At 38.3% G+C, this 21,046-nt stretch carries 20 protein-coding genes and 1 other annotated feature; of the genes, 5 read left to right on the plus strand and 15 right to left on the minus strand.

The window, feature by feature from the left end:
• Window positions 1-78 precede the first annotated feature (78 nt).
• Window positions 79-861: a 30S ribosomal protein S2 gene (rpsB, locus tag OZ002_RS02920; RefSeq protein WP_002293880.1), complete on the minus strand. Its 783-nt coding sequence runs from the start codon at window positions 859-861 to the stop codon at window positions 79-81.
• A gap of 358 nt (window positions 862-1,219) precedes the next feature.
• On the opposite strand from rpsB, the gene OZ002_RS02925 reads away from it, so the two are divergent.
• The 3 genes from OZ002_RS02925 (at window position 1,220) to phnX (ending at window position 3,785) form a co-directional block, all read left to right on the plus strand.
• Window positions 1,220-1,699 (plus strand): arginine repressor, encoded by a 480-nt coding sequence (locus OZ002_RS02925; RefSeq protein ID WP_002293881.1) that lies wholly within the window; start codon window positions 1,220-1,222, stop codon window positions 1,697-1,699.
• Window positions 1,700-1,915: 216 nt separating this feature from the next.
• Entirely contained in the window at window positions 1,916-3,007 is a 1,092-nt protein-coding gene (gene phnW, locus OZ002_RS02930) for a 2-aminoethylphosphonate--pyruvate transaminase (protein WP_002317790.1), read from the plus strand.
• Entirely contained in the window at window positions 3,000-3,785 is a 786-nt protein-coding gene (phnX, locus tag OZ002_RS02935; protein WP_125179156.1) for a phosphonoacetaldehyde hydrolase, read from the plus strand. The genes phnW and phnX overlap by 8 nt, the downstream gene beginning before the upstream one ends.
• A 345-nt stretch (window positions 3,786-4,130) precedes the next feature.
• Here phnX and argS read toward each other — a convergent pair whose 3' ends face one another.
• From argS to arcA, 4 genes are all read right to left on the minus strand, one after another.
• A complete protein-coding gene (gene argS, locus OZ002_RS02940; protein ID WP_002306430.1) occupies window positions 4,131-5,822 on the minus strand; it encodes an arginine--tRNA ligase in 1,692 nt (563 codons plus the stop codon).
• Window positions 5,823-5,897: 75 nt separating this feature from the next.
• Window positions 5,898-6,095 (minus strand) — a binding site (T-box leader).
• 147 nt (window positions 6,096-6,242) lie between these two features.
• Entirely contained in the window at window positions 6,243-7,190 is a 948-nt protein-coding gene (arcC, locus tag OZ002_RS02945) for a carbamate kinase (RefSeq protein ID WP_002288434.1), read from the minus strand.
• A gap of 114 nt (window positions 7,191-7,304) precedes the next feature.
• A complete protein-coding gene (gene argF, locus OZ002_RS02950) occupies window positions 7,305-8,324 on the minus strand; it encodes an ornithine carbamoyltransferase (RefSeq protein WP_002288437.1) in 1,020 nt (339 codons plus the stop codon).
• Between the two features lie 90 nt (window positions 8,325-8,414).
• Entirely contained in the window at window positions 8,415-9,644 is a 1,230-nt protein-coding gene (gene arcA, locus OZ002_RS02955) for an arginine deiminase (RefSeq protein WP_325082849.1), read from the minus strand.
• Between the two features lie 460 nt (window positions 9,645-10,104).
• Here arcA and OZ002_RS02960 point away from each other — a divergent pair, with 460 nt between their 5' ends.
• On the plus strand, window positions 10,105-10,806 hold the full coding sequence (locus OZ002_RS02960; protein WP_002288442.1) for a Crp/Fnr family transcriptional regulator: 702 nt from the start codon (window positions 10,105-10,107) through the stop codon (window positions 10,804-10,806).
• Between the two features lie 609 nt (window positions 10,807-11,415).
• Here the strand turns inward: OZ002_RS02960 and tsaD are convergent.
• The 7 genes from tsaD to galE form a co-directional block, all read right to left on the minus strand.
• Entirely contained in the window at window positions 11,416-12,432 is a 1,017-nt protein-coding gene (gene tsaD, locus OZ002_RS02965) for a tRNA (adenosine(37)-N6)-threonylcarbamoyltransferase complex transferase subunit TsaD (protein WP_002306427.1), read from the minus strand.
• Window positions 12,429-12,893, minus strand: a complete 465-nt coding sequence (gene rimI / locus OZ002_RS02970) for a ribosomal protein S18-alanine N-acetyltransferase (RefSeq protein ID WP_002293888.1) — start codon at window positions 12,891-12,893, stop codon at window positions 12,429-12,431. Before rimI (OZ002_RS02970) ends, tsaD begins: the two co-directional genes overlap by 4 nt.
• Before the next feature lie 6 nt (window positions 12,894-12,899).
• Window positions 12,900-13,442, minus strand: a complete 543-nt coding sequence (gene rimI, locus OZ002_RS02975) for a ribosomal protein S18-alanine N-acetyltransferase (protein ID WP_002293890.1) — start codon at window positions 13,440-13,442, stop codon at window positions 12,900-12,902.
• Complete coding sequence (gene tsaB / locus OZ002_RS02980) at window positions 13,426-14,148, minus strand: tRNA (adenosine(37)-N6)-threonylcarbamoyltransferase complex dimerization subunit type 1 TsaB (RefSeq protein ID WP_231596130.1); 723 nt, start codon at window positions 14,146-14,148, stop codon at window positions 13,426-13,428. Before tsaB ends, rimI (OZ002_RS02975) begins: the two co-directional genes overlap by 17 nt.
• A 190-nt stretch (window positions 14,149-14,338) precedes the next feature.
• On the minus strand, window positions 14,339-15,319 hold the full coding sequence (locus OZ002_RS02985; RefSeq protein WP_156248963.1) for a LacI family DNA-binding transcriptional regulator: 981 nt from the start codon (window positions 15,317-15,319) through the stop codon (window positions 14,339-14,341).
• A 23-nt stretch (window positions 15,320-15,342) separates the two neighbouring features.
• On the minus strand, window positions 15,343-16,827 hold the full coding sequence (gene galT / locus OZ002_RS02990; RefSeq protein WP_156248962.1) for a UDP-glucose--hexose-1-phosphate uridylyltransferase: 1,485 nt from the start codon (window positions 16,825-16,827) through the stop codon (window positions 15,343-15,345).
• 11 nt (window positions 16,828-16,838) lie between these two features.
• Window positions 16,839-17,828: a UDP-glucose 4-epimerase GalE gene (gene galE / locus OZ002_RS02995; protein ID WP_049142479.1), complete on the minus strand. Its 990-nt coding sequence runs from the start codon at window positions 17,826-17,828 to the stop codon at window positions 16,839-16,841.
• Window positions 17,829-18,076: 248 nt separating this feature from the next.
• Here galE and OZ002_RS03000 point away from each other — a divergent pair, with 248 nt between their 5' ends.
• Entirely contained in the window at window positions 18,077-18,244 is a 168-nt protein-coding gene (locus OZ002_RS03000) for a DUF3042 family protein (protein WP_156248961.1), read from the plus strand.
• 61 nt (window positions 18,245-18,305) lie between these two features.
• Here OZ002_RS03000 and OZ002_RS03005 read toward each other — a convergent pair whose 3' ends face one another.
• The 3 genes from OZ002_RS03005 to OZ002_RS03015 all read right to left on the minus strand — a co-directional run bounded on the left by OZ002_RS03005 (window position 18,306) and on the right by OZ002_RS03015 (window position 21,037).
• On the minus strand, window positions 18,306-20,117 hold the full coding sequence (locus OZ002_RS03005; RefSeq protein WP_325082852.1) for an FAD/NAD(P)-binding protein: 1,812 nt from the start codon (window positions 20,115-20,117) through the stop codon (window positions 18,306-18,308).
• Entirely contained in the window at window positions 20,114-20,479 is a 366-nt protein-coding gene (locus OZ002_RS03010) for a DUF488 domain-containing protein (RefSeq protein WP_002288459.1), read from the minus strand. The genes OZ002_RS03005 and OZ002_RS03010 overlap by 4 nt, the downstream gene beginning before the upstream one ends.
• A 162-nt stretch (window positions 20,480-20,641) precedes the next feature.
• Window positions 20,642-21,037 (minus strand): rhodanese-like domain-containing protein, encoded by a 396-nt coding sequence (locus OZ002_RS03015; RefSeq protein WP_002293900.1) that lies wholly within the window; start codon window positions 21,035-21,037, stop codon window positions 20,642-20,644.
• Window positions 21,038-21,046 lie beyond the last annotated feature (9 nt).

A 21,046-nucleotide genomic window follows, 5' to 3' on the forward strand; every position in this document is an offset into this window, starting at 1 on the left:
TTTTCTTTTTAAAAAAAGCTGCTTCAAAGGAGAGTGAGGCTTGTCGCCCAGCCTTTGAAACAGCTCCATCATTCAAAATTATTCTGCTGAAGAATTGTCGCCTTCAACAACATCTACGATTTCTTCGATTGATGTTGCTGTGTTTTCTTCTGTGAAATCTTCTTCAACTACTTGATCTTCACCTTGGTTTCCTTCGATGAAAGCATCAGCCATTTTTGAAGTAATCAATTTAACGGCACGAATTGCATCGTCGTTTGAAGGGATTACTACGTCGATTTCATCTGGATCGCAGTTTGTATCAACCATAGCTACGATTGGGATATTTAATTTGTGTGCTTCTTGAACAGCAATACGTTCTTTACGTGGGTCAACGATGTACATTACATCTGGGATTCTTGGCATATCAGCGATACCGCCTAAGAATTTTTCAAGACGTTCACGTTCTTTGTTCAAACCAGCAACTTCTTTTTTAGGTAGAACTTCAAAAGTTCCATCTTCTTCCATTGCATTGATTTGTTTCAAACGGCTGATACGTTTTTGGATAGTATCCCAGTTTGTCAATGTTCCGCCTAACCAACGATGGTTAACGAAGTATTGTCCTGCACGAGTTGCTTCTTCTTTGATTGCTTCTTGTGCTTGTTTTTTTGTACCTACGAATAATGCTACGCCGCCTTCTTCAGCAACGCTCTTCATGTAATCATAAGCTGCATCTACTAATTTAACTGTTTTTTGCAAGTCAATGATGTAGATTCCGTTTCTTTCTGTGAAGATATATTTCTTCATTTTTGGATTCCAGCGACGAGTTTGGTGACCAAAGTGTACGCCGGCTTCTAGTAATTGTTTCATAGAAATTACTGCCATGTTTGTTTCCTCCGATTTGGTTTTATTTTTCCTCTTCTTATCTTCTACCTTGCCGGCAAACTTTTTCAAGCACCTACCGACAATCCAATAAGAATGTGGATTTGCTGATGCATAAAGCACCCTCAGCTATTATACAGACAAAAGATCCGTATCGCAAGAGCAAATATACTTTTCTGCTCAACATTCAATAGTTTACCTGAAAGATAAAAAGAATTCAAGAAAAACAGTAGATTTCTCTTTGTTTCTTTATTATCCTTTTTCCATAAAATAATTTTAGGTATAAAAGACGAATATTATTGGGCAATCCTTCTTTTTTTTGTTATGATACATGTGAAATCTTTCGTAAAGGAGAAAGAAAATGCGCAAAGCTCAAAGACATTTGCTGATTAAACAAGTCATTGAAGAATTCCCGATCCGTACGCAAGAAGAACTATTAAACAAGCTTGGGCATTATGGCGTTACCGCCACGCAGGCAACGATTTCTCGAGATATCCGTGATCTAAAAATCGTGAAGGCACCTGATGAAAATGGCGTTTCCCGCTTCGTATTGTTTCGCGAAAAAGGAACTCCTGAAACTAGGACTGAGGAAGAGGATCGGCTGGTTCAAATGATTGAAGACATTGTATTGAAAGTCGAACGAGTCCACTTTTTGACGATCGTCAATACCTTGCCAGACAATGCTCATTTATTTGCATCTGTTTTAGATGAGATCAAACCTCCCTCTATTGTCAGTACAATTGCTGGATTCGATACGATCATGGTCATCTCGGAAAATGAGGAGGACGCAAAACGAGTAGAAGAATTTCTTCACCATCCAACTGAAGTATCACTTTTTTAATCAGAGCACGTATTCCTAATATGGAATGCGTGTTTTTTTATTTTCAATATTTTCCTTATTAAATAAACCTTTACACTCTTTACAAAAATACATCATTTTTTATTCAAATTTTTCAACACCTTGATTGAATCACAATAATCATCATTTATATTGGATGTTAACAAGAGCAGCTTCTTGCTCTTTGTGTATTTCAAAAAAGAAATGAAAGGAAATCATATGTATAAATTATTAACTCCTGGACCATTGACGACTTCTGAAACAGTGAAAAATGCTATGCTGATCGATCATTGTACTTGGGATCAAGAATACAAAGAAATTACACAATGGATAAGAAAAAAATTACTGGATCTTGCTCAAGTATCGGAAGGAATATACACAACGGTCTTAATGCAAGGTAGCGGCTCCTTCGGGGTAGAATCGGTATTAAGTTCTGTGATCAGACCAGAAGATACTGTACTGATTTGTTCAAACGGCGCATATGGACAACGAATGATCAACATGTGCGAATGTCTGAAACTGAACTATACCGTTTATGAGGTATCGGAACATCAAATCCTCCAAGCTCATGTGATTACACAGCTGATTGAAGAGAATCCGTCTATCTCCGCACTAGCAATGGTCCATAGCGAGACTACTTCCGGTATTTTGAATAATTTGGAAGAGATTGCTGCTGTCACACAAGAAAGAGATCTTTTGTTTATAGTGGACGCGATGTCAAGCTTTGGTGGGATACCGATTCGTGTAGCCGAACTAGGGATTGATTTTTTGATTTCCAGCTCAAACAAATGTATTCAAGGTGTTCCGGGCTTTTCTTTTGTACTTGCTAATAAAGCGGAACTGGAAAAACGAAAAAATGTGAGTCGAAGTTTGTCACTTGATCTATATGACCAGTACCGCGTGATGGAAAACGAGAATGGCAAATGGCGTTTCACTTCCCCTACCCATACGGTTTTGGCTTTTCAACAAGCGCTGAAGGAACTAGAGGCAGAAGGAGGAATCGAAACTCGATATTCACGTTATCTCGCCAATAATCATGTGCTACGACAAAAAATGACAGAGATGGGGTTCCAGCCTTTCATTCAAGAATATCAGGGGCCATTCATCACCTCTTTTCTTTACCCTAAGGACTGGCGATTTGATTTTAATCATTTTTATCAGTATTTAAAGCAAAATGGATTTGTGATCTATCCCGGGAAAATCAGCGATCATGAATGTTTTCGTATCGGAAATATTGGCGAGATCTATCCGGAAGATATTTTGGAACTGACAGCAATTATCAAAGACTATAAGGAGAACGTTAATGATTAAAACTGTAATTTTTGATTGGGCAGGAACAACTGTGGACTTTGGCTGTATGGCTCCTGTCCACGCTTTTAGAAATGCTTTTCTAGAAAAAGGAATCCAACTGACTGACAAAGAAATCCGCGAACCGATGGGAAAATTAAAATGGGATCATATCCAACAGCTTCTTTCCCTCCCTTCTGTCAAAGAACAATGGATAGCTATTTATGGACAACTACCTCAGGAAAAAGAGGTGGAGGAATTGTATCAACAATTTGAACATTATCTGTTTAAAGATTTGGCCCAGCATTCTACCTTGAAACCCGACACATTGGAAACGATCGAACAGTTGAGAAACGCTGGGATCAATATTGGTTCCACGACTGGATTTACTGCTCCTATGATGACAATCGTAGCAGAAACCGCAAAAAAAGAAGGGTATTCACCAGACTTCATGGCAACTTCTGAAGACGTCGAAGGGTATGGTCGACCGTTTCCTTATATGATCCATAAAAACATGCAGTACTTCAAAAACAAGTCGGTTGATGAAGTAATCAAAGTCGGAGATACGGTCTCAGATATCCAGGAAGGGAAAAATGCCGGAGTGTTGACAGTAGGTGTAATTGAAGGTAGTTCGCTAATGGGGATTTCTTATGATGAGTACCAAAAATTAGAGATGGGGAAAAAAGATCGTTTAAAACAGTCTGTTGCTCTTAGATTCCAACAAGCCGGCGCTGATATTTGTGTAAACAATTTAAAAGAGTTAACAGAATACATTTTGTACGCTGACAAGAATCCAGAATGACTTTTATACAAAATAAGAGGTTGTGAAAAAGCTGCCCTGCATCAAGTAATAAGAACAGCCAAACAAAAATAGCTCCTCATATTTTTCGTTTGGTTAGGCTTATTACCGCAGATGCAAGCTTTTGAACACCGTTTATTCGAAAAAAAAAGGGAGCTGTGACACGACTTTTGTCACAGTCCCCTTTTTTGCAAACAAACAGTGTTTAAGAGACAACCTCTCCACTAAACGGTGTTCATTCAGCTGACTCTCGGTATTTGCTCAAAAAACGATAAAATTTGAAAAGCTATTTTCTCTTTTGTTTCTCTAATACTCGGATCAGAACGCTGATTTCACATTCTCTTTTTCTTACATCTTATCTGGTGCATGAAGTCCTAGCAAACGAAGGTCTTCTTTCAATAATACAGTCACTGCATAAACTAGAGCTAAGCGTGCTTCTTTTTGTTCATCATCAGCTAAAATCTTCGTATGAGCATAGTATTTGTTGAATGCTTGTGCTAATTTGATTGCATGTTTCGCAATCACTGACGGTTCGTATTTTTCCCCAGCAGACAAGACCGTTTCAGGGTATTTTTGAACTAATTTAACCACTTCCCAGCTGGTATCGTCATTCAATGCATAGTCTGCTGTTTCTGAAGGGACAAATCCTGCTTTTTCCAACAGGCTGACTGCACGAGCATGTGTATATTGCACATAAGGTCCAGTTTCTCCTTCAAATCGAACAACTTCTTCCAGGTTAAAGTCAAATGTATTCAGTCGATCGTTTTTCAAATCGTGGAAAATGACTGCCCCAACCCCAACTTGTTTAGCTACAGCATCTTTGTTTTCCAAATCAGGGTTTTTCTCGCTGATTTGTTCTTTAGCAGATTGGATTGCTTCATTTAATACTTCTTCTAATAAGACGATCTTTCCTTTACGAGTTGATAATTTTTTACCACCTTGTGTGATCAAACCAAATGGAATATGGTGCATGTCGTCAGACCAGTCAAAGCCCATTTCCTTCAAGACAGCTTTCAACTGTTTAAAATGATAGCTTTGTTCATTCCCTACTACATATAGAGATTGTTTGAAGTCGTAAGTACGTTTACGGTACAATGCAGCAGCTAAGTCACGTGTAATGTATAGTGTCGCACCGTCTGACTTCTTAATCAACGCTGGATTCAGGTCATAAGCAGATAGGTCAACGATCTCTGCACCTTTATCCTCGTTCAGCAAATGTTTTTCTTCTAAAAGTTTGACGATTTCATCCATCTTGTCATTGTAGAAAGCTTCACCGTTCAACGAATCGAAACGTACTTCCAGCAGATCATAGATTTTATTGAATTCTTTCATCGATTCATCACGGAACCATTGCCATAATTGAATAGCCTCTTCATCGCCTTCTTCCAGACGTTTGAACCAAGCACGAGCTTCTTCATTTAATTCTGGTTCTGTTTCAGCTACTTCATGGAATTGGACATATAAACGAAGCAATTCATTGATTGGTTCTGCTTTAACAGCTTCTTCTGAACCCCATTTTTTGTAAGCAACAATCAGTTTTCCGAATTGCGTGCCCCAGTCACCTAAATGATTGATGCGGATTGGCTGGTATCCGATTTTTTCCATAATGAAGCCAATCGAATTACCGATAACTGTCGAACGTAAATGTCCCATTGAGATTGGTTTTGCAATATTTGGAGAAGACATATCGATTGGTACTGTTCCTTGATTCCCGATATTGCTATCCCCATAATGTTCTTTTTCTTTCACTACTGTTTGCAAAACTTTTTCACTGATAAGTTCTTTATTCATGAAAAAGTTCAAGTAAGGTCCAACCACTTCGATTTTTTCAAAGTTGGCAGAGTCGATTTTTTCTGCTAAATCTGCAGCGATTTGCTGTGGTGCTTTTCGGTAAACTTTTGCTAATGAAAAGGCTGGAAATGCAACATCTCCGTGTTCAGCTGATTTTGGATTTTCTAGTAATTGTTCGACTTGTTCCAGTGTTAAATCATCTTTGACAGCGTCATAGACAGCTTTTGCGACAAGATCTTTATTATTCATCTTTATTCCTCCTAAAGTGCTCCCTTGATTGTTAAACAAAAAAATCTCTAGCGACGGCATACTTAGTATGCCATCACTAGAGACGAGATTTCCCGCGGTACCACTCCAATTGTCCTAAAAAAGGACCAGCTCCATCTGATATCGGTAGACGACCGTCTGTTTAAAACAGAATTCTCCAAGTGCGCTTCGTTGTATCTTCTTCATTCGGCTTCCACCACTTCCGAATTCGCTAGCCAAGAATGATACAAGTACTATCTTGTTCAACAAATCTTAGTCTTATTAAACTTTCTTGAATTATATCAGAAAAAAAAACGAAAGGCTAGTCGTTTCTGATAAAAAAACAATCCAGATGGCCTAAAGGAGAAGAAATACCACCTGGATAGCTATAAATCATTTCGTAAATACGAAAGACTTAACAAATTAATCAGCTACGATAATCGTTCCTTCTTCAGAAGCTAAAAGATTCTCGATATTTTCTAAAGAAGTGATGATTGCCTTAGCGTTTGGTTTTGCTTCAACAAATGCAATAGCTGCCTCTACTTTCGGAAGCATGCTTCCTGGAGCAAATTGCTTTTCATCAATGTATTGTTTCATTTCTGAAACAGTAACAGTTTCTAATTTCTTTTGATCTGGTTTTTGGTAATTGACATACACATTGTCTACTCCTGTCAATACGATCAGCAAATCCGCATCGATGATTTCGGCTAATTTTTCTGAAGCAAAATCTTTATCGATTACGGCTTCTCGTCCTTCTAATCCAGTAGCTGTTTCTACAACAGGAATCCCACCGCCACCAACAGAGACTGTGATAACTCCTTGATCTACCAGCGTTTCGATGACACGTGCTTCTTTAATCGAGATGGGTTTAGGGGAAGCGACTACTTTTCTCCATCCACGTCCAGCATCTTCTTTGAATGTCACAGTGGAGTCAGCATTCATTTGTTCTTTGGCTTCTTCTTCCGTGTAGAATGGACCGACTGGTTTACTTGGATTTTTGAATGAAGGATCATTTTCATCCACAATAACTTGAGTGACTAAAGAAACCACATCTTTATCGATCCCTTTTTCCTTCAGTACTTCGCCCATGGCGTTTTGTAACCAGTAACCGATAGATCCTTCTGTCATTGCAACACATGTATCTAAAGGCATTGCCGGTGTTTTCTCAGAATCAGCAGCTTGCTGCTGAATCAATAGGTTACCGACTTGCGGACCATTTCCGTGGGAGATGATCAATTCATCTCCTTGTTCGATAAATTTCACTAAATACTTTGCTGTTTCCATTAACGCTTCTTGTTGGGCTTTTGCACTTGCATCCGTAGACAAGATAGCATTACCCCCTAAAGCGACAACTACTTTTCGTTTGGCCATTTCATTCGTCCTTTCTTCAGTTCTACCGAATTTTCTAGATAACAAAACGAGCCAGCGTTTTGTGATTTTCCCTCAATGCTGACTCGTTTTTTCGTGAGATGAATGTGGTTATGCTTAAACGCGAGGGATAAACAAGTTACCTAATGTTGCTGCCATGATCGCTTTGATTGAGTGCATACGATTTTCTGCTTGGTCAAATTGACGAGCATATTTGCTGCGGAAGACTTCATCTGTTACTTCCATTTCAGTGATGCCAAAGCGTTCTTTCATTTGTTCACCGTAAACAGTGTTTGTATCATGGAAAGCTGGCAAGCAGTGCAAGAAGATCAAACGATCTGTGTTGTGTGTTTTTTCTACCATTTCCATATTGATTTGGTAAGGTTTCAACAATTTGATACGTTCTTCGAATTTATCTTCTTCACCCATTGATACCCATACATCAGAATAAAGGACGTCTGCTCCGTCTACACCTTTATCAACATCGTCGGTAATCATCAATTGTGCACCAGATTTTTCAGCAAAGCCTTCTGCCATTTTGACGATTTCTTCTTCAGGTTGTAATTCTTTTGGTGCAACGATACGCATATTCGCTCCTAAAATTGCACCTGTGACTAATAAAGAGTTAGCCATATTGTTTCGACCATCTCCGCAGTAAGCAACAGTGATACCTTCTACTGTTCCAAAGTTTTCTTGGATAGTTAAAAAGTCAGCGATCATTTGTGTTGGATGCCATTCATCAGTCAAGCCATTCCAAACTGGAACACCAGAGAATTCTGCTAGTTCCTCTACCATTTTTTGACTGAATCCACGGAATTCGATTCCATCAAACATACGACCTAGTACTTTAGCTGTATCTTCTGTGGATTCTTTTTTACCTAATTGGATATCATTTGCACCTAGATATTCAGGATGTGCACCTAGATCGATCGCTGCAGTAGTAAATGCAGAACGAGTACGTGTAGATGTTTTTTCAAATAAAAGCGCAATATTTTTTCCTTCTAGATAGTGATGTGGGATACCACGTTTTTTCAAGTCTTTCAAGTGTTCTGAAAAATCGATCAAATATTGTAATTCTTCTTTTGTAAAGTCTTTTTCTGCTAATAAGCTTCTTCCTTGGAATACTGATTCTTTCATATTAAACATTCTCCTTTAGATTGTTTTTATTTAAGATTAAAGAGGAAATCCCGACGGCAGCTGACAGTAAGACCGCCGTCAGGAAACAAATTACTTCAAGTCTTCACGGACAAGTGGTTGGCTCATGCAGCGTGGACCACCACGGCCTCGTGACAATTCACTTGAATTGATTTCTAACACTTTGATGCCATAGCTACGAAGCAATTCGTTCGATACATAATTTCGGTTATAAGTGACTACAACACCTGGAGCGATCGCCAATGTGTTTGATCCATCATTCCATTGTTCTCGAGGTGCAACGATCTCATCTCCATTACCAGTTGGGATCAGTACAAGATCATCTAATCCAAGAGCAGCTTTCATCGTTTCGTGTAAGTTATCTGAATGAGTAATCTTGATATCATCACCATCTGGTTCGATTGTAAAGACATCCATCTTACCGTCTTTACTTTGAATTGCTGGATGGATAGTGAATTTATCGTGATCTACCATTGTAAATACGGTATCCAAATGCATCATTGCACGGTTGTTTGGAATTTTGATTGCTAACACTTTTTCAAATCCTGAATTTTTTGCGAATAGGTGGCGTGCTAATTTTTCTAAAGCTTTCGCATTAGTTCGTTGAGAAATCCCAACAGCTACTACTTTATCGCTTAAGATCAATTCGTCTCCGCCTTCGATATGATCTGGATTTTCACGATCCAACCATACTTCGATTCCTTTATTTGCAAATCTTGGATGATGTTTCAAAATATATTCTGTAAACATCGATTCACGACGACGTGCTTCAAAAGTCATCTTATTGACTGTCATCCCATTTCCCATTGATGCGGAAGGGTCGCGTGTAAAGTACAAGTTTGGCATTGGGTCCATGTAAAATGGATAGTCATCGTCTGCTGACAGATCGTATAGACTGCTAGAACGTACTTCGATATCTTTTGTACGAACCCCAGCCATGATTTTATCTACCATTTCTTGCGTTTCCATTGATAGAAGGAACTCATGAAGACCCTCTCTTACAGCATTCGATGCAATATGAGATTCATCCAACATTTTATTCAAGAATTGTTCTTTGACATTGCCTGCGTCAATCGCTTCTGCTGCTAATTTTTCCAAGTAAAGAGTCTCGACGCCTTCATTTTGCAATGTCTTTGCAAAGTTGTCATGTTCTTCTTGAGCAATCGGAAGATATGGAATATCATCGAACAACAGACGATCCATAATATCTGGTGTCAAATTTTCCACTTCTTGTCCAGGCCTTTTCAGTAAAACTGTCTTTAATCTCCCTATTTCAGAGAAAACGTGAATAGGTTTATCCATGTTGTGTTGCCTCCTTCTTTTTGATTACATGTATAGGATATCCTCCTTTTGTAATCACTTTCATAATTTTGTCTCATTCAAAATGAGACATTCCTCACATTAATATTCGATAATTAAATAATTAAACGTTTTTCTATTTTTAAGCGTAATTTATTCATTTTTTATTCTGTATACACTTTCAAAAAAATATTTATTCATTGAAAAAATTTTTTTGAATAAATTAAAAAAATAAATTATATTAGCGTTGTTAGCGTTTACTATATGTATTATTGTTGTTTTTTATACACAAATCATTCGCTTCAAAACAAATTATTCAATACCATTGTATATTTTTTACATAATAACAAATTATATTTGTAAAGTATTAAAACTTGTTTCTAATGTTGGTATGTTAAAACTTTACAAATTCTTTAAAAAAAGTGACAATAAATATAGTGAACAATAAGGAGAGGACTTTTTAATGCGTGTTAATAAAATCGATTTTCACTTTTCAAAACTCAGATATCAACCTGATTTTGAACATTTCTCGGATGAAGAGTTCCAACAGATCAAGGAACATACTGTTCTTCGTTCTTATAAAAAAGGACAGATCCTTTTCGACGATGGTGATCCCAGACAACGGTTGTATATCTTGACCAAAGGACTCGTTCGTTTAGAACGTTATGATGAAAGTGCAACTTATTACTACTATGACTATGTGAATACAAATAACCTTTTTCCTATGTCAGGAATGTTTGGAGAAGAGACCTACACTTATACAGCTCAAGCGATGACTGATATTGAAACATTCTACCTTCCTGTTTCCTACTATGAAAAATTAGCACGAAAAAATCCCGAACAGTTGATCTATATGATACAAAAAATTTCTAAAGTAGTTGAAATACATGAATTGCGTATCCAAATCGGATTGACCTCTAGCGCCTTTGACCGGGTAAAACAAAATTTATTCATTTTGAAAGAAGAATTGGGCGTACCAACAAAAGATGGTCATATCACCATTCCTTATCCGATCACCTTAAAAGAATTAGCAGTGAATAGCGGCACGACACGTGAAACTGCTGGACAAGTAATCAAACAACTACGTGATTCCGGACTGTTAGATTATGACAAAAAGCGTTTTACTTTCTGTAAGACAGCTACTACTCCAGCTATGAGAGAATAACGCGAACAAAAATAAGCAGTGACCCTGATATTTATCAGGGTCACTGCTTATTTTCCTCCCTAAAACTTCTGAAAGATCCGGCAGTTTTAGATAACTGGGCAAGACTCAAAGATTTTCTATGTGTGTTTCAGTTATGTAATATTCACTGTTTGCAAAAAATACTGATAGATTAACTAGAGGAAGCGTCTTGTCCTCATCCGACCTAGATTATTCGATATTCCTCGACAATAAACGATTAATCAGTGAGGGCAATCAGAGGAACGGATAATGATGAATAAGCTGTAAAAAATAGCAAAATAACAATAATGATTAAAAGTATGTAAAAAATAGGGCTTTGACAAAAGCGTGTCACAGCCCTTATTTCGATTAAACGGTGTGTACCTGTCAACTCTTCGGTCACAAGTCATAATGTTCATAAACATGAGGAGCTGTTTTTTGAAATTGTTCCTTGTGAATCAGAGTTAAACGACAGGCTTACGAACTCTTGATTAAACGGCGTTCAAAAGCTTGCATACGCGGTAACAAGAACAGCCAGGTCAAAAACATGAGAAGCCGTTTTTTCTGGGCTGTTCTTATTACTTGATGCAGGGCAGATTTTTCACAACCTCTTTATTCAGATAAAACCAAGCTTGGATCAGCATTCAACTGATAGCTAGCAAAATTTCTTTTTTGCATTTCCACATGTGCTGCTGCTCCAATCATTGCAGCATTATCTCCACAAAGTCGAAGAGGGGGAATCACTAGTTCTACCTCAGGGAGTTTAGTTGCCAAAGCATCCTGCAATCCTTTACGCAACCCTTGATTGGCCGCTACACCTCCAGCTACAATCAGTTGCTTGACTGGATAATTTTGACAAGCTCGAAGTGTTTTAGTAATCAATACATCGATCACACTTGCTTGAAAACTAGCTGCTAAATCATTTTTGTCTAGATCTTCTCCACGCTGTTGTGCATTATGCACCAAATTGATAAATGCACTTTTTAATCCGCTAAAACTGAAATCATAATTATCTTCATGGATCATCGCTCGTGGAAAATGGTAATTATCTTTTCCCTGATGAGCTAGCTGATCGATTTCTTTTCCGCTTGGGTAAGAAAGACCTAATACTCTTCCAACTTTGTCATAAGCTTCTCCTGCTGCGTCATCTCTTGTCTCCCCAATGATTTCATATGATCCATCTTCTTGCATATAGACTAATTCTGTATGTCCTCCGCTAACAAGAAGTGCCATCAATGGAAACTGGAATGGTTTAACCAGACGGGCTGCATAGATATGCCCTGCCATATGGTTTACAGGAATAAGCGGCAATTGGTGTGCCCAAGCAAAAGCCTTAGCTGCAGAAATACCAATCAGCAACGAGCCGACAAGTCCTGGTCCATAAGTGACAGCGACTGCCGATAAATCTTCTGCCGACACACCAGCTTCTACCAGTGCATCTTCCAAGCATAAGGTAATTTGTTCTACGTGATGGCGGCTAGCTACTTCAGGAACTACGCCACCAAAACGTTTATGACTGTTTATTTGAGAAGCAACGATGTTAGATAAGATCTCTGTTCCATTTCTAACGACCGCTACACTCGTTTCATCACAACTTGATTCAATCGCCAGAATCAATTCTTCATTCATTTCATCGTCTCCGTTTTTAACTTTCTGCTCATAATGATCGCATCTTCCGTCGGATTGCGATAATATGATTTCCGTTTACCTAATATACGAAACTTTTCTGATTCATAAAGTTTTCTTGCTGCTTCATTAGATAGACGTACTTCTAAAAAAACATGCAGCGAATCTTTTATTTGTTCCGTAATCAGTAATTGTAACAAATGCCGTGCATGCCCTTTTCCTTGTTCTGAAACTGCAACAGCAATATTTGTGATCTCGACTTCATCTATTACTTTCGAGTATCCAATAAAGCCACAGATCTGGTTATCTTCAACTAAAAGCAGATAATCAGAGTGAGGCTGTTGGATGTCTGCCAAAAACTGCATTTTCGTCCAAGGTGAACCATGTGGATAAGCATTTTCGCTAATCATCCATACGCATTCTGCCAAGTACGCTTCATCAAAATCTTTTTTTCTGCAAATCAACTAATCTCACTCATTTTCTAAAAGTTTTATCATATCCAATGCATCTTCTTTTGTTTCAGTGTAATATCTTTTTTTGATCGTTGTTGCTTGAAAACCTAACTTCCGATAAAGTCTTTGTGCATCTTGATTACTCATACGCACTTCTAATGACATCGTCTCACAGCGATTCATTATAGCAAAGTTCTCGATTTCGTCAATAAGCAGCGAACCGATTCGTTTACGCTGATATGCCGGTCGAACGGCAATATTCGTGATATGGCAATCTAAACCGAACGCTCTTGAACCGATAAAACCAATCATTCTTCCATTATCAAAGATACCTAGATATAGATGAGGAAGCGGTGACTTCAATTCTGATATAAAGGCACTTTTTGTCCATGGCAATTCGCCATTATAGACTTCTCGTTCGACATCCAGCAGCTCTTTGATATCTTCTGTAGTCAATTCTCTTAGTACGTAACGACGATCGATTTGTTCGATTGTTTTTTCTGTATAAATCATTTTATCTTGAAAAAAGCTTCTGGCATACGCTCTAAATTTTTTCAACATAACTTTCGTCTCCAGGTGTGTGCGTCTCCAACCATTTTTCTTCTGCTTCTACCCGTTTTAAATAGCGAGGAAGAAAATCTTGTTTCTCTGCAACTGGTTCAGCTAAAGCACCTAATTGAGCCACAGTTACACCACTTGGAATATCCCATGCTGGAACTGTATTAATCATTGCACTAGGCAATATTTCCTTTATTTCAGAGAAGAATTTGTGACAATCACTCCCGACGAAATAAATAGCTTCATTCAGCTTTTGTAGTTGTGTGAACAAATCAGAAGCAGAAATATGTACATCTTCAAGTACAGTTTCTAATCTATTTTCTTTCCAGCGGTATGCCCCAGCGTATACATTTTTTCTTCGAGCATCAAACATGGGCACAATAATATTATCCATACCGATGCAATTAGCCGCGATGGTTTTCAGACTAGATACTCCTACTAGCTCTTTATCTAATGTATAAGCAATCGTTTTTGCTGTCGTTACACCTATACGAAGCCCTGTATAAGAACCGGGACCATCAGAAACCGCGATTCGGTCAATGTCTTTTGGACTTATTTGAAGATCTGCAAACAATTGGTCGATTGCAGGCATCAGTGTTACACTGTGGTTGCGTTTGATATTTGTTTGTATTTGTCCAAGAATTTGTTCGTCTTCTACCACACCGATCGCCAAAGTTTGGTTTGCAGTATCTATTCCTAATGTAATCATATATTTGATCCTTTCTGCTATGACATTCTCGCCTTCCATTGTAGCATACTTTTTTATTCTGAGGATGAAAATACCAAAGGCAAAACTAGTACAATGATACATGATTTTCTGCTGGCGGGCAAATTTTGCCCCTTCCTGAAACACAAAAAAGCTGCGGTATCACTCCATTTCCCCACAGCTTTTCCATCTTTTATTTCGTTGATTCTCGAATAATCAACTCTGTTTCCACAATAATCTTTCTTGAAACCGGTGCTTTGGAATTACTTAATTGAAGAATCGTCTCCACTGCTAGCTCTCCCATCCATTCGGTATAAACTTTTACAGTAGAAAGAGAGGGCGTTACATATTTCGCTACACTGACATCATTGAAGCCCATCACAGAAATATCTTCTGGTACCACTAAACCTTTTTCTTGAATCGCTTTCAGTGCGCCAATCGCTAATGCATCATTAGCTGCAAAAAGCGCATCAGGAACATGCGGATTCGTTTTTAAATACTGCTTAACTGCTTGATATCCTGACTCGACAGAAAAATCTGCTTCGATAATTGGACCTTCGTCGTAGCCTTTTTCTGCCAAAACTTGTTGAAATGCCATAATTCTGGGATCTTTTAGCCGCTGATGGTTTTTCTTCGTATATTCTGTTCCAGCAAGCATAGCGATATATTGCGCTTTATGGGAGACAAAGTGTTCAATGACTTTTTGAACACTTGACTTAAAGTCGACAACTAGAGAGTCGATTCCTTGAGAAGTGCCGTCAGAATCTACCAAAAGCAAGGCATTTTGGGATCCTTTCATTTCTAATAACTGAGCTTCGTCGAATTTTCCTAGTGCGATCGTTCCATCTGCCGGAAGATCACTAATGGAATCCCACGTTTCTTTCAATAAAGTAACGTTTGCTTCTTCTGCCTTTTTTTCGATTCCTAGGCGAATAGATAAATAATAAAGATCTTCAAGCTCTTCCGTATCGTCGTACCACTGGATCAGGCGAAGCGTTTGCTTAGTATTTGCTGCATTTTTACGATGTTTCGTATAATTTAAGCGTTCTGCTGCTTCAAAAATTTTTTGCTTTGTGGCTAAGCCAACGGAAAGATCAGGATCATAGTTGAGAACTCTTGAAACAGTAGCAGGAGAAACTCCTGCCAACTGCGCAATGTCTTTAATTGTTGCCATTTGTCTCTCCTCCTTTTTTACGTTTATAAAATTGCAGTAAATCGTTCAAACGCTGCCTGTCCTTTTTCATCTCGCTTGAATACTCCAGCGTCTTCCAGTACACGTGCAAAAACCTGACCTACAGATTTTTGTACGACATCGGTGACCGTATCTTTCGTCAAATCAGGATGTTCTTTTTTCAATTGTTCTGCCCACGGACGATGATATTCAGCCATCTGATTTTCTTCTCCTAATAAGAAATGCTCTACTTCTACTAGTTCTGGTTTCAATCGAGGTGGTAAAACAGCAAGCCCCATTACTTCGATCAACCCAATGTTCTCCTTTTTGATATGTTGGACATCTTTATGTGGATGAAAAATCCCATCAGGATGTTCTTCTGAGACATTGTTGTCTCGAAGGACAAGGTCCAACTCAAAGTAATTGTCCCTTCTTCGTGCAATTGGCGTAATCGTATGGTGTGGTATACCATCTGCTGAAAAAGCTCTGATAGATACTGTTTCATCCGAATATGCTTTCCACTTTTCCAATACTGAGTTAGCTGCTTCAATCAGCAAGTTTTTCTCTGTTGATTGCAAACGGATCACAGACATCGGCCATTTCACGACTCCTGCGATGACTTGCGGATAATCTGCTAGTTTGATAAGTTTTTCTATCGGTGCTTTTGCCATAGGAAATTCATGACGTCCTGCCTGATAATGATCATGAGAAAGAATCGATCCTCCAACAATCGGCAAGTCAGCATTCGAACCAACAAAGTAATGAGGCAAGACTTCAGTAATCCGAAGCAGTCTAGCAAATGTTTCCTTTGTGATTTTCATCGGGCGGTGTTGTTCTGATAAAATGATCGAATGTTCATTGTAATAAGCATAAGGGGAATATTGGAATCCCCAGCTTTCACCGTCTAGATTCATTCGAATAATCCGGTGATTGGTGCGGGCTGGATAGTTCAAGCGACCTCTATATCCTTCGTTTTCCATGCAAAGCATGCAGGTAGGATAGTCTACTTTTACCGCCTCGCGTTCTACTGCGATTTGTTTTGGATCTTTTTCTGGCTTAGATAAATTGATTGTGATTTCCAGTTCACCATACTCCGACTCTGCCGGAAATTTGATGTTTTTTGCGATGGCTCTTGTTTTGATGTAGTCATTTTTCTTACTTAAATTAAAGAAATACTCAGTTGCTTCCTCTGGGCTTTTCGAATAGTGCTGTGCAAAGAATGCATTGACGACTGAAGGTGGCGGTGTGAGAAAATCCATTAATTGCGCTTCAAAAATCTCTTGTTCTGCTGGCAATTCTGAAAGAACACCATTTTCTCTTGCCTTAGCGACAAGCTGATCCAATAAGTCTACAGATTCTTCCTTAACTGGTCTTACTTCAATGCTTTCTAGAGCATCTTCTCCTACCATCCCTAAAAGACGATTCTGTAAATATAAGCGGTCCATTTCCATCCATCCGCCAGCTTCGATCGCAAGTGTGGCAAAATCACAAATCGTTTGACTGATTGACATATCTCATTCCCCTATTCTTCATAACCATTTGGATGGCTGACATGCCAATCCCATGCTGTTTTGATAATTGCTTTGATATCTGTGTATTCAGGTTTCCAGCCCAGAATCTCTCTCGCTTTTTCACTTGAAGCGACTAATCGGCTAGGATCTCCAGCTCTTCTTGGTGCTATTTCTGCTGGAATTTCTTTTCCTGTCACTTCTCTAGCTGCTTCTAGCATTTCCTTGACTGAGTATCCTTTGCTGCTGCCTAAATTGAAGAAGTTGCTTTCATTTCCTTCTTTCAAGTATTCCAAAGCTAAAATATGTGCAGCAATCAAATCTTCTACTTGAACATAATCTCTGATACATGTTCCATCTGGTGTATCATAATCGTCTCCATAAACAGCCAAGGCTTTTCTTTGACCAAGAGCTACTTGTAAAATGATTGGGACAAGATGCGTTTCTGGTGTATGATCTTCTCCGATAGATGCATCTGCTTTTGCTCCGGCTACATTGAAGTAGCGCAAAGCGACATAGCGCATGCCATATGCTTGGTCACACCACTTCATCATTTTTTCCATCATCAATTTACTTTCACCATACGGATTTTTAGGATTAGCTGGTGTATCTTCTGTGATTGGAGACTCTTTTGGTTCTCCGTAAGTTGCTGCAGTAGAAGAGAACACGATTTTATTCACATTGAACTCGTGCATGACTTCAAGTAAGATTTGCATACCGTATACGTTGTTGTTGAAATACATCAATGGTTTTTCGACAGATTCTCCTACTAAAGAGCTTGCAGCAAAATGGATTACTCCTTCAAACGGTTCCTTTTCAAATACGGAACGTAGAAATTCTTTATCCCGGATGTCTCCTTCATAAAAATGAGCATCTGGATGTACTGCTTGTTTGTGACCTGTGAGCAAATTATCTACCACAGCTACTTGATACCCCTTTTGAACTAGCTGGTCTACAGCGTGCGAACCGATATAACCGGCTCCGCCTAGTACTAAAATTGTCATAAAAAACACTCCTTTGATTAGTAAAATTGTGTTTGTTGATTCTATATAATTTAAAAAAACGAAGTTTACTTTTATGGTGAAAACAAACAAAGTAAAATTTCGTAAATTCATATGGTAAATTTATAATAAAACATTTAGTAAACATTTTCAAGGATTTTTTGCAAAGGTTTACAAACAAACGTAAAACTAGCCTTTTTTTCTCTTTTGTTCCATAATAGATATAACAAATAATAAATGAGGTGGATTCAATGAAAAAATTTGTATCTGGAATATTAGTAGGAAGTCTGGCAACAGCCGCTGCCGTTGCTAGTTTGGTCGCTTCTGTGAAAAAAACAGTGATCGATCCAATTGACGAAAAAGAAGCAATGATCGAAGAAAACCGTAAAAAAGCAATGCGCAAACGCGTTTCTCGTTAATAATTATTTAAAAATACGCATGAAGACTTTTGAAAGAACAGATAAGTCATCATGCGTATTTTTATTTGTCAGTCAATATAAGTTGTGCTATTTTATCTGCCTGTCTCAGATTCCATGGATCTGTATAAGGTCTAGCTACTGCTGCAGTTAGCCAATCCACACCTTCAACAGGTATTCCATAGCAATAAAAGTCAGACTGGATTTCCCCTGAAGCATCAATCACGCGATTCGTACCTCGCTCAACATCTATAGCTTCTGAATGATAACTTCCTGTATTATCTGAAAATGAAAAAGGGCGAACAAGTTTGTTTTCCTTCAAATTTTTTATGACAGGATTACTTGAACGAGAAAAGCTTGTTTGTGGCAATCGAGCTTCAATCAAATAGCGACTGCTGATTTCTTTATCTTGTAGAGAAATAACATAGCGGTTGTGCTTTTGCTGAATATCAAGTGGCGGTTCGATCAAATGAAAAATACCCGCATCTATCAGTGCTGCTAATTCTTTCGTCCGAATGACTGGCGGACCGATCGTTAAAAAGCTATTTAGATGAGTAAACCATCCCCATAGTATTTCTTTGTATTCCTTTGCAGAAAAAACGTGCCATTCAATAGCCTGCCGGATTGGATCACGCCAGTCTTTTAATGCATCAAATGTTGAAGCAAATGCTCCTGTGCAATTGCCTTTTTCCGCTTCTTTTATCTGCCCTTCAATAAATGCTCGGCTAGCTTCTGCAAAGGACTCATCCTGATAGGTAAGAGGAATTTCTAAATACGACCAATCCCATCTATAAGGGATTAGTGCTGGATGCTTTCCGAGATACTCCTCTGAAGAGAGGGAGAGAAAATCATGCTCAAAATTTTTCTTTGGAATCGGCAAATGATATTCTTCGATGATTTTCTTGTAATAAAACAACTCAACGTCTTTTTTCAGATAGTCAAAAAATGTTTCGCCAGTCAAAAATCCCGACTGATGCCATTGCTCCAGGTTTTCTTTTGTTAGTAACCGTGGCCATGCCATTGCTCCGCCTTGCTTTTGGTTTCTTCCTCGAGGGTAATAAGGGAGCCCCCTTCTTGATCCACTGTATACAATCGGTTCCTTGCCTGATGGATGATAGACAAGTTTTCCTTTTTCGTTCTCGAAGCGCCCTCCTCTTGATACTGTAAACAATCCGACATAATCAAAAAAACTTAAGCCTAGACCTCTTAAAAAGACATTTTCTTTAGGCGGTATCTTCGAAAGATCGACATCTGCAGGATTAGAAGGAAGCTGATACAGTAAATCATTTTTCTTTGCGTAGTCTACCCACACTCTTTCTTCTTCTGTCTCATCATTTTCCCAGTGACCGCTTGCTAAAACAAGCTGATCGATAGAATAGCTTTGCTGATCTGTCTGTAAAAGATAACCATCTTTTCTTTTGCTGACTTTTTTTACTAAAGAATAAACAAACTGAATAGAAGCTGGAAATTCTTCTTGCAACTTTGAGAAAAACCAGCGTTGATAGAGTCCGTATAAACATCGAGTAGATTGCTGATCTTTTTCCAGACGATTGATTTCTTCTATAATTAGTTGCTTATTTTTGGTTACCGTCTGTTCGATATAATCTGTAGCAGGTCCTTTACTCCATTGAAACAAGTTGGGTCCCTGTGTTACCAATCCTCCACTGGACAATGTTTCATCTGTAAAAAGCGTCACTTGTTGAGAAACAGAATTCATTAATAACTCCGGTGGCTGATTCAACCGCCAAACTCGACCTCCAGGACCATTGGGATCCAAAAGAAAAAGTTCAAGAGAATGTCTGTCCTGATTATTATGGAGAATCCTTTCTGCTACACTTAATCCTCTAGGTCCGGCACCAATGATCCCTATTTTCATTTGCATGCCTCCATTTCGATAAATTTTTTCAATAAAACAGCATGGTTCTGATGTTCATTTTTTGCACCATAAACAAAAGTAATGACTGGATGTTCTTTCATAAGTTGACTGAGTTTAAAAATAGCTTGCTTCTTTTCTTCTTCGAAAATCAATTCTTGCTGGTATTTCTTTGCAAATGAAGCAAATCGTTCTGGTACATGGTCAAAAGTTTTGCGTGCTTCATTACTAGGTGCAATTTCTTTCAACCACAGATCTAACTGCGCTTTTTCTTTTGAAATTCCTCGGGGCCAGAACCTATCCACGAGTATTCTATAGCCATCCTCTTTTTCAGCATCAAGGTAAACACGTTTTAATTTGATCATAGTTGTTTCCTTCTTTCTGCCTTTTCGCTTAGCTTATATATGTAGATAATAGCACAAAATAAAAAAAATGAACGGCACAACTATCCATTGCGCCGTTCATGTGATCTTGGTCAAAATCTAATGATTGATTCGGTTTTTAAAGCTGTCATACAATCATCTGTTTTATACTTTTTTACTTTTGATTTTTCCAGACCATCCGTCATATCCACCCTTAAGTAAATAAATCTCTTGATAACCTGCTTTACGTAATTTATTTGCTGTACGGATGCTCAAACTTTTCTTTTGATCGTAAATATAGACAGGCTGGTCTTTTCGAATAGATCCTAATGAATCTTTCAAAACAGTGTAAGGGATGTTTCTTGCACCTAAAATATGCCCAGCATCAAACACATCTTTTTCGCGAACATCGATTACTTGTGCTTTTCTCATTCCTTCTCGAAATTCTTCTTCTGTCAAAGTCGTTGCTGAACGCTTGGCCATTACTCGTAGATAGACTTCCCAAAAGATGATTGCAAGCACAATCAATAGCAAAATGATATTAATTACCCATAAAACCATGTAATGCCT

It is taken from the genome of Enterococcus sp. E4-150, from assembly GCF_035726465.1.
In the GTDB taxonomy this organism is placed as follows: Bacteria; Bacillota; Bacilli; order Lactobacillales; family Enterococcaceae; genus Enterococcus_B; species Enterococcus_B faecium.